Annotated in this window: 8 protein-coding genes and 2 pseudogenes; 6 read left to right on the top strand and 4 right to left on the bottom strand. The window is 63.4% G+C overall.

All coding sequences use genetic code 11. The features are described from left to right. The 4 genes and pseudogenes from AWC08_RS35825 to AWC08_RS24345 all read right to left on the bottom strand — a co-directional run. Positions 1-171: pseudogene (locus AWC08_RS35825) on the bottom strand (transposase); the annotation flags it as partial. A gap of 21 nt (positions 172-192) precedes the next feature. Then, on the bottom strand, positions 193-582 hold the full coding sequence (locus AWC08_RS24355; RefSeq protein WP_033721568.1) for a Zn-ribbon domain-containing OB-fold protein: 390 nt from the start codon (positions 580-582) through the stop codon (positions 193-195). A gap of 11 nt (positions 583-593) precedes the next feature. After that, positions 594-1,781, bottom strand: coding sequence for a thiolase family protein (locus AWC08_RS24350; protein ID WP_033721567.1), 1,188 nt, complete (start codon positions 1,779-1,781; stop codon positions 594-596). 40 nt (positions 1,782-1,821) lie between these two features. After that, positions 1,822-2,976 (bottom strand): acyl-CoA dehydrogenase family protein, encoded by a 1,155-nt coding sequence (locus AWC08_RS24345; RefSeq protein ID WP_007172216.1) that lies wholly within the window; start codon positions 2,974-2,976, stop codon positions 1,822-1,824. A gap of 456 nt (positions 2,977-3,432) precedes the next feature. On the opposite strand from AWC08_RS24345, the gene AWC08_RS36765 reads away from it, so the two are divergent. The 6 genes and pseudogenes from AWC08_RS36765 to AWC08_RS24320 all read left to right on the top strand — a co-directional run. After that, positions 3,433-3,606 (top strand): hypothetical protein, encoded by a 174-nt coding sequence (locus AWC08_RS36765; RefSeq protein ID WP_007172215.1) that lies wholly within the window; start codon positions 3,433-3,435, stop codon positions 3,604-3,606. Further along, positions 3,603-4,994, top strand: a complete 1,392-nt coding sequence (locus tag AWC08_RS24340; RefSeq protein WP_033721564.1) for an acyclic terpene utilization AtuA family protein — start codon at positions 3,603-3,605, stop codon at positions 4,992-4,994. Before AWC08_RS36765 ends, AWC08_RS24340 begins: the two co-directional genes overlap by 4 nt. Beyond that, entirely contained in the window at positions 4,981-5,316 is a 336-nt protein-coding gene (locus tag AWC08_RS24335; RefSeq protein ID WP_007172213.1) for an AtuA-related protein, read from the top strand. Before AWC08_RS24340 ends, AWC08_RS24335 begins: the two co-directional genes overlap by 14 nt. Before the next feature lie 32 nt (positions 5,317-5,348). Further along, entirely contained in the window at positions 5,349-5,825 is a 477-nt protein-coding gene (locus AWC08_RS24330) for an FAS1-like dehydratase domain-containing protein (RefSeq protein WP_170826177.1), read from the top strand. 14 nt (positions 5,826-5,839) lie between these two features. Beyond that, complete coding sequence (locus AWC08_RS24325) at positions 5,840-6,292, top strand: MaoC/PaaZ C-terminal domain-containing protein (RefSeq protein ID WP_007172211.1); 453 nt, start codon at positions 5,840-5,842, stop codon at positions 6,290-6,292. Positions 6,293-6,586: 294 nt separating this feature from the next. Then, a pseudogene (locus AWC08_RS24320) lies at positions 6,587-7,225 on the top strand (alpha/beta hydrolase fold domain-containing protein); the annotation flags it as partial.

Here is a 7,225-nt window from a genome sequence, read left to right as displayed (position 1 = left end):
ATCAGCCCAGAACTCAGTCGATCCCCGGAAGCCGTCAGCCAGCCCGACGAGCTCCATGCGGCCATCAGCACGGACCCCGATCATTACCAGCAAACAGAGTTTCTCCACCTCAAGGCGCACCTTGAGGTGGATGCCATCCACCCACAAATACAGGTAATCGGTGCTGGATAAGTGAGTTTTCGCGTCGGCTCGTCACGCAGTTGACGTGACCCGTCGGAACTGCGGAAGTGCCAGGTTGCCTCGTGATTCGAAGACCACCTCGACAGCCATACCGACCCGCACTTCATCGACGTTGCATTCGATCACGTTGGTCATCATTCGAGGTCCTTCTTCCAGCTCCACTATCGCCAAGACGTAAGGAGCGGTGAAAGCTGGCGACGGGGCCTGACGGACGACGGTGTAGGTGACGATCGTCGCTTTTCCCGAAGGTTCTTGCCAATCCAGATCCGCAGCCCAGCAGTATGGGCACCAAGGGCGGGGATGATGATGGAATCGCTTGCACTCCCGACATTTCGGGAGCACAAACCGCCCGACAGCTGCCTGCTGCCAGTACACGGCCGTGCTGTCAGTCACGGTGGGCATGGGAGCAGTTGTCACGGCGTCCTCCCCAAGAGTACGGTCGAATGGTCTGCCATCATGCCGCCGTAAGTGTGTACCAATGCTATTTCTGCAGACACTTGACGATCCGCAGCCTTCCCCATCACTTGGCGCGCAGCTTCGATCAGCATCGACATTCCCGACGCGTCGCCGGTGTGTCCGAATGACAGCAGACCCCCGTAGGTGTTCACCGGAAGGTCACCGCCGGGCGCCCCCCGCCCATCCAGGAAGAAGTGGCCACCTTTAGCTGCCGCCACCAGCCCCGTTTCCTCCAACAGCAGTATCGGGTTGATCGTGAAGGCATCGTACAGTTCGGCCACCTGCACGTCCGAAGGCGAAAGATCGGCCATTTCGAACGCGGCACGCGCTGACACGCTGGCACCCATTGTTGCGAAGTCGCTGGTGTGGGTGATGTTGCCGTGATCGTGGTGTTCACCGAAGCCCAATACATAGGCCGGTTGGTCGGTGATTTCCCGCGCGCGGTCACCATGGGCCACTAGGAACACGGCGCCACCTTCACACGGTACTGAGCAGTCCAGCAAATTGAACGGCCACGCGATAGGTCGTGAAGCCAGAACCATCTCGACGGTGAGCGGACCCGCGTTGCGCATCAAAGCATCTGGATGCCGTAACGCCCACTCGCGGCTCGAGACCGCCACGGCGGCAAGAGCATCGCGGCTCGTTCCGCGTTCGGCCATATGCCGCGTGGCGGCTAAGGCGTAAAGGGCTGGGATGAAGCTGCCGTATGGGTACTCAAAGTCCGGGTGGCTGATCATGCGCGCCATTGCGTTGGCGCCGCCTCCCCGCCCCACCTTGGGGAATTTCCCCGCACCGATACAGAGCACCGCGTTTGCAAGGCCGGCGCTGATTGCAAGTGCAGCCCGCGACAGCATGATCGTGTAGGTCGCCCCACCGACGTTGACAGTCTCACAAAAGCGCGGCCGGATGCCCAACACGTCATTGAGGCGCTCGTGGACGAAGATGTCGGCACCCGCACCGCTGGCCATGCCGGACGGGCAAACCAGCAGGCCGTCCACATCGCGGGGACCAAGTGAATGGCTCTGCAGAAACCGACGAAGCACCAACTCCTGCATGCCCGCGCCGTCGTGGCCTTCGTACTTTCCTGGCGGTAGTTCTTCTACTGCGGCGATAGCCGGCTCGCTGGCAAGTGCCCAAGTTCTCACGTTGACCTCATGGAAGCAGCCACCCAAACCTAGTCGACGTTCAGTATGACCGTGGAAGCGCGAGACTATGCTGCGCAACATAATTGAGGATCATCTCCCGGCTGATCGGTGCCGTCCGCATCAACCGCGCCGGTCCCCACAACGTCGCCAACCCGTACTCCGTAGCCAGACCGTTGCCGCCATGCGTCTGAATCGCTTGGTCCAGCGCAAGGATTCCGGCTTCAGCTGCCGCGTACTTGGCCATATTCGCCGCCTCGCCGGCCCCTGCCTCGCCGGCATCGTGTAAGGCGGCCGCCCGTTGGGTCATCAAGCGTGCGAGTTCAACCTGAATTTTGGCGTGCGCCAGCGGATGAGCGACTCCCTGATGTGCCCCTATAGGGGTGTCCCACACCCTGCGCTCCCGGGCGTAGGTACATGCCTTGTTTAACGCGTACCGGCCGATCCCATTGCCCAGCGCCGCCCCCATTATCCGTTCCGGATTCAGACCAACGAATACCTGCCGCAGTCCCTCGTCCCGAGCGCCGATCAAGTTGTCACCGGGAACACGTACATCGTCGAAGAACAGGGTGAACTGTTTCTCCGGTGTCACGGCTTGCACGGGAATCAGAGTCTTCTGCAGGCCGGCAGCGTCCGTGGGAACCACCATCAGCGACAGCCGGCCGCGCCCACGCTCGTCAGTACCCGTTCGGGTGACCACCAAGATGGCTTGCGCCTCGTCCACTCCCGAGATGTAGTACTTGGTGCCACGCAGAACCCAGTCGGCGCCGTCCCGCTTGGCGGTCGTCGCTATGTTGTGCGAGTTTGAGCCCGCGTCGGGCTCGGTGATCGCAAACGACATTATGATCTCGCCGCTCGCAATGCCCGGAAGCCAACGCCGTTTCTGCTCGTCGGTTCCGAACGCTTGGATGATGGTGCCACAAATGGCCGGCGACACCACCGTCATCAACAACGGGCACCCCGCCGCCGCCAACTCCTCTCCCACGGCATGCAGTTCGTAGATACCCCCACCGCCACCGCCGTACTCCTCGGCAATATTCACCCCGAGAAAACCTTGCTTACCTACCTCCTGCCACAGTTCCGTAGACTTCTCGCCCCCCAGGGATTTGGTCAGGTAGTAATCGTGGCCGTACGACTTCCCGATGGCCGCAACCGCCGCCCGCAGATCCCGCCGTTCCTGGCTCTCTGATATCTCCATACCGCTCAACCCCTTGAATCACCCGCAGGTCCGGGTTTGCACCGGCCACGACAAACTTCAGGCGACACACCGAGGAATTCGAGGGAAGCTTCCGTCACCGCTCGACAGCAGCGTAATCGCCCGGTGATACGTTATCGGCCGTTAACATTGACGCGCAAGTCCGCGTGTCGGTAGTGCGTCGACTTCCAGTGACCGGCTTTACGCCACGCCGGATACGTGATTTCTCGGCAGCAGCCGGAGTCGTTCTAATCCCCAGCCCATGAGCAGAAAGGCAATCTCGCCCCTCTGGCGTGGCGCAACGTCGACAACTTCGGGAAGCTCGATTCGCTTGACCCGGACGCCGGGCCTCGGGTCACTGCCGAGCGGTGTCAAGACAGCGTACGCTAACGCCAATTAACAGGCCCGCGGCCAAGAGCTTTGCGGTCGACGGCCGGGGACAGAGAGGAGGAAAACACGATGCCCGGAACGATGCTGATTGCTGCGGGGGTCACCGGCAAAGGACGGCTGGCCGGGCGCGCCGCATTCGTGCCCTTTGTCGATCCGGCAGTCGGCGGGATACCGCCAAGCGCGCCGCCGCCTAGTGCCGACATCGCGGCGGCAAGCGCCGAGGCGGCGCAGGAGTGCGCATGAGTGCCAGCGTGCGGATCGGTGCTGGTGCCGGCTATTGGGGTGACATGGTGGATCCCGCGGTGGAACTCATTGAGCAGGGCGGTGTCGAGTTTGCCTGCTTCGACCTGCTGGCCGAGTTGACCGTTGCGCTCCTTACCCGTGCCAAGATGCGTGACCCGGGTAAAGGGTACGTGCCCGATGTCGAACCCATTCTGCGTCAGGCGCTGCCCGCTGCCCGCCGTAACGACGTCGGCATCGTGACCAATGGGGGCGGAGCGAACCCGGGTGCCGCCGCACTGGCCGCTGCGCGAGTGGCCTGTGACGCCGGATATCCCGACACCCGCATCGGAACCATTGAGGGCGACGACTTGACGGGGAGAATCGCCGAAATCAGGGATTCGGGTTGGCAATTCGCGCACCTTGAGTCCGGCGAAGAAGACATCGACCGCATCGCCGACCGGATCGTCGCTGTCTCGGCGTACACCGGCTCCGACGGGATCATTGACGCACTTGACGGCGACGCCGATGTCGTGATCGGCGGCAGGCTTGCCGACTCTGCGCTTTATTGCGGGCCGCTCATGCGCCACTTCGGGTGGATATTTGAGCGTAATCCCGACCTGATCGGCGCCGCGCTTACCGTCGGTCATGTACTGGAGTGTGCGGGCATCGCGACCGGCGGCATGTCCTCGCAGTGGCGGCTGTCGCGTGATCCGTGGCGGCTCGGGTTCCCGATGGCCGAGATGTCGGCTGACGGCACCGCTGTGATCAGTAAGGTGCCGGGCTCGGGTGGGGTGCTCAACGAGTGGACCATCAAAGAGCATTTGCTTTACGAAGTGCACGACCCGTTCTGCTATTTGCTGCCCGACGGTGTCGTCGACATGGGCGGTGTCGAGGTCAAAGAACTCGGCCCCGACCGCGTGCAGCTCACGGGCATGACCGGCCGCCGACGGCCGGACACGCTCAAGGTGCAGATCGGCTACGAGGACGGCTACCTCGCCGAGGGGCGCACGATGATCCCCTGGCCCGATGCTCTGGAGAAGGCCGACTTCTGCGAGAGGCTAGTGCGCGGCCGCATCAAGTACCTGGGTGTCATTCCGCAGGAGATGCGTTTCGACCGTGTCGGTTGGGACGCGCTGGCCGGCCCGGTGGCCCCACGACCGGCACCCGACGCCCAGCCCAACGAGGTCGAGCTCCGGATGGTGGCCAAGTGCCGCACCCGCAGCGAGGCCGAGGTCGCCCGCCGCGCGATGCTGCTGCCAGCGACGGCCGGTCCGGTGGGTACCGCCTTCGGCGCGCCGCTGGCGGTGCGCAAGGTGATAGCGCTGTGGCCGACCCTGGTACCGCGTGAGTTCGTCCCACAGCACGTCCGTGTCCAGGCCGCCAAGGAGATGCTCGATGCCCACCATTGACGAGTTGGCGTTCGTGCGTTCAGGCGACAAGGGTGACATCTCCAACGTCGTGGTGCTCGCCCGCGACGCCGAGGCTTTTGCCGCGCTGCAACGCGGACTGCGGCCGGAGGCCATCACCTCCTTCATGAAGGGTCTGGTCACCGGAACCGTGACGATCTACACGCTGCCTCGCCTGCATGCGTTCAACATCGTCATGCGGGGAGCCCTCGGCGGCGGCGCAACCGCAACACTGCGCTTCGACGAGACCGGCAAGTCGATGTGTTCGATCCTGTCCCGCATGCCCCTGCCCGAACCCGCCATCGAAGGGAAGGCAACACCGTGAGCTCCCACACCAACGATGTCACCGGGCTCGGGATGGCGTTCGGCACTCTAGAGGAGGGCCGGTCCTGGGTCGGTCGTCGCTCCGAGCCAAAGCAGGCGTGGTTTCCGATCGACCGATCGATGATCCTCTACTACTGCTCTCTGGTTGAGGACGCCAACCCACGGTACTGGGAGGGCGACGAGTGCCCACCGGGCCTGCTGATGACCCTGGGCATGAACCCGCAATGGGCGCCCGCGCACCTGCACCGCGAGGACGGGCTTTTCGCGCTCAACGTTCCCCTGCCCGGCCACCACATCATCAACGCCTCCACCACCACCGAGCTGGAGCGCCGACCCCGAGTCGGTGACCACGTTTGGATAGTCGAGGAGATCGTCTCGCTATCCGACGAGAAGACGACTCGGCTGGGAACCGGCGTCTTCATCACATCGCTTACCACCTACACCGACCAGCACGGCGAGAACATCGCCCGCAACACCAACGTCCTGTTCCGCTACGACACAGCCCAGTAAACCCGGGGGCGCTCATGACCAAGATCAGCACTGCAGACATCAAAGGCCTTACCTTCGATGACGTCATTGTCGGCGACGAGATCACGCCGGTGTCGATTCCTATCACCTACAAGCGGGTCTGCATGAACGCCGCGGCGACGTGGGACTGGTTCCCGGGCCATCACGATCCGGAGTACGCACGCAGCCAGGGCCAGCGAACGATCTACCTGTCGACGCTGTTCTTTCACGGCTTCATCGACCGGGGCCTCACCGACTGGGCGGGCCCCGACGCGCTCCTGCGCCGGCGCAAGATATCGATGATCAAGTCGATCTACCCGGGACAGACCGCGACCCTTACCGGGCGGGTGGTGGCCAAGCGCCAAGACCGCGGAATGCGCCTGGTCGACCTGGAACTGGCAGTGTCCAGCGAGGAGGGCATATGCGTGCCCAGTGAGGCGACCTTGCAACTGCCGGCCGGTCGGCGGTAATCGAGAACTTCGACAGCCGTCGCTGCATCATCGTTGCCTACGTTCCTGCGCCAGCTCGACCGGGGGACGACCCGCTCTGGATCGCGTAGCTCTGCGGCTCTGGCGACGACGGCGCGCGTCGCTTTGAAGGCTGCCGGTAGATCAGTAACAGTGGTTCCTACAAGGCCTGCTTCCTTCTTATACCCACCACTTCAAAGACGACGTGGCCCCGCGCCAGCGACCTCGATCCGCTATACGCGGGCTTTGGGATGCTACAGGGGGCCGCACCAACGAAAAGCTGGCTGGCTTATCGTGATATCCGTTTCCTCGGATTGGGATCCGAGCCTGACAAGCTACCTCATCGCAACATCCGCACGCGGGGTCCTTCGCCCATTGACGCAAGCACTACCGTCCAACCAGTACGGGCTTGCTGTGATGGATCGGGTGCTTCGGGCGGCGCTCATCGCGTCCCGCCCACGCCCAGGACTGCGCGTAAGGCTGGTCGACACCGTCTTCGCCGGCGATCGAGTGAGGGGAGATTGGGTCGTCGCACCGAACGTCAACCCGGACGGGCCACCGATCCTTTACATTCACGGCGGCGCATTTTCGATGTGCTCTCCCAAAACCCATCGCGGTCTGCTGGGCGAACTGTCTGCCGCGTCGCTGCGCCCGGTCTTCGCGGTCCGCTATCGATTGGCTCCGCGTTACCCGTATCCGGCGGCTGCTGACGACGCACTGAGGGCCTACCGGTGGTTGGCGGGCTCTGAAGAATCGACATCAGCCCGCACGGTAGCGATCGCAGGCTGTCAACGGCAATCGAAAACTGATCAGGAGTCGGCCGCGCACTGGTCAGTATTCACTTGCCGCCGACACAGGCGATTCGGCGGGCGGCCAACTCGCCGTCGCGACCTCGTTGGGCGCGCTCGCACATCGCTCCCCGCCGCCCGATGGCAT

Origin of the sequence: Mycobacterium gordonae (assembly GCF_002101675.1) — a bacterium.
GTDB lineage: Bacteria > Actinomycetota > Actinomycetes > Mycobacteriales > Mycobacteriaceae > Mycobacterium > Mycobacterium gordonae.
The sequence above is the reverse complement of the archived record's forward strand: the minus strand, read 5'-3'. Positions and strand labels throughout refer to the sequence as shown.

Excerpts from the sequence above, each read along its gene's own strand:
- AWC08_RS24335 (WP_007172213.1), top strand. The coding sequence starts at position 4,981 with ATGCCCACCATTGACGAGTTGGCGTTCGTGCGTTCAGGCGACAAGGGT.
- AWC08_RS24330 (WP_170826177.1), top strand. The coding sequence starts at position 5,349 with ATGGCGTTCGGCACTCTAGAGGAGGGCCGGTCCTGGGTCGGTCGTCGC.
- AWC08_RS24355 (WP_033721568.1), bottom strand. The coding sequence starts at position 582 with ATGCCCACCGTGACTGACAGCACGGCCGTGTACTGGCAGCAGGCAGCT.
- AWC08_RS24345 (WP_007172216.1), bottom strand. The coding sequence starts at position 2,976 with ATGGAGATATCAGAGAGCCAGGAACGGCGGGATCTGCGGGCGGCGGTT.
- AWC08_RS36765 (WP_007172215.1), top strand. The coding sequence starts at position 3,433 with ATGCCCGGAACGATGCTGATTGCTGCGGGGGTCACCGGCAAAGGACGG.
- AWC08_RS24325 (WP_007172211.1), top strand. The coding sequence starts at position 5,840 with ATGACCAAGATCAGCACTGCAGACATCAAAGGCCTTACCTTCGATGAC.
- AWC08_RS24340 (WP_033721564.1), top strand. The coding sequence starts at position 3,603 with ATGAGTGCCAGCGTGCGGATCGGTGCTGGTGCCGGCTATTGGGGTGAC.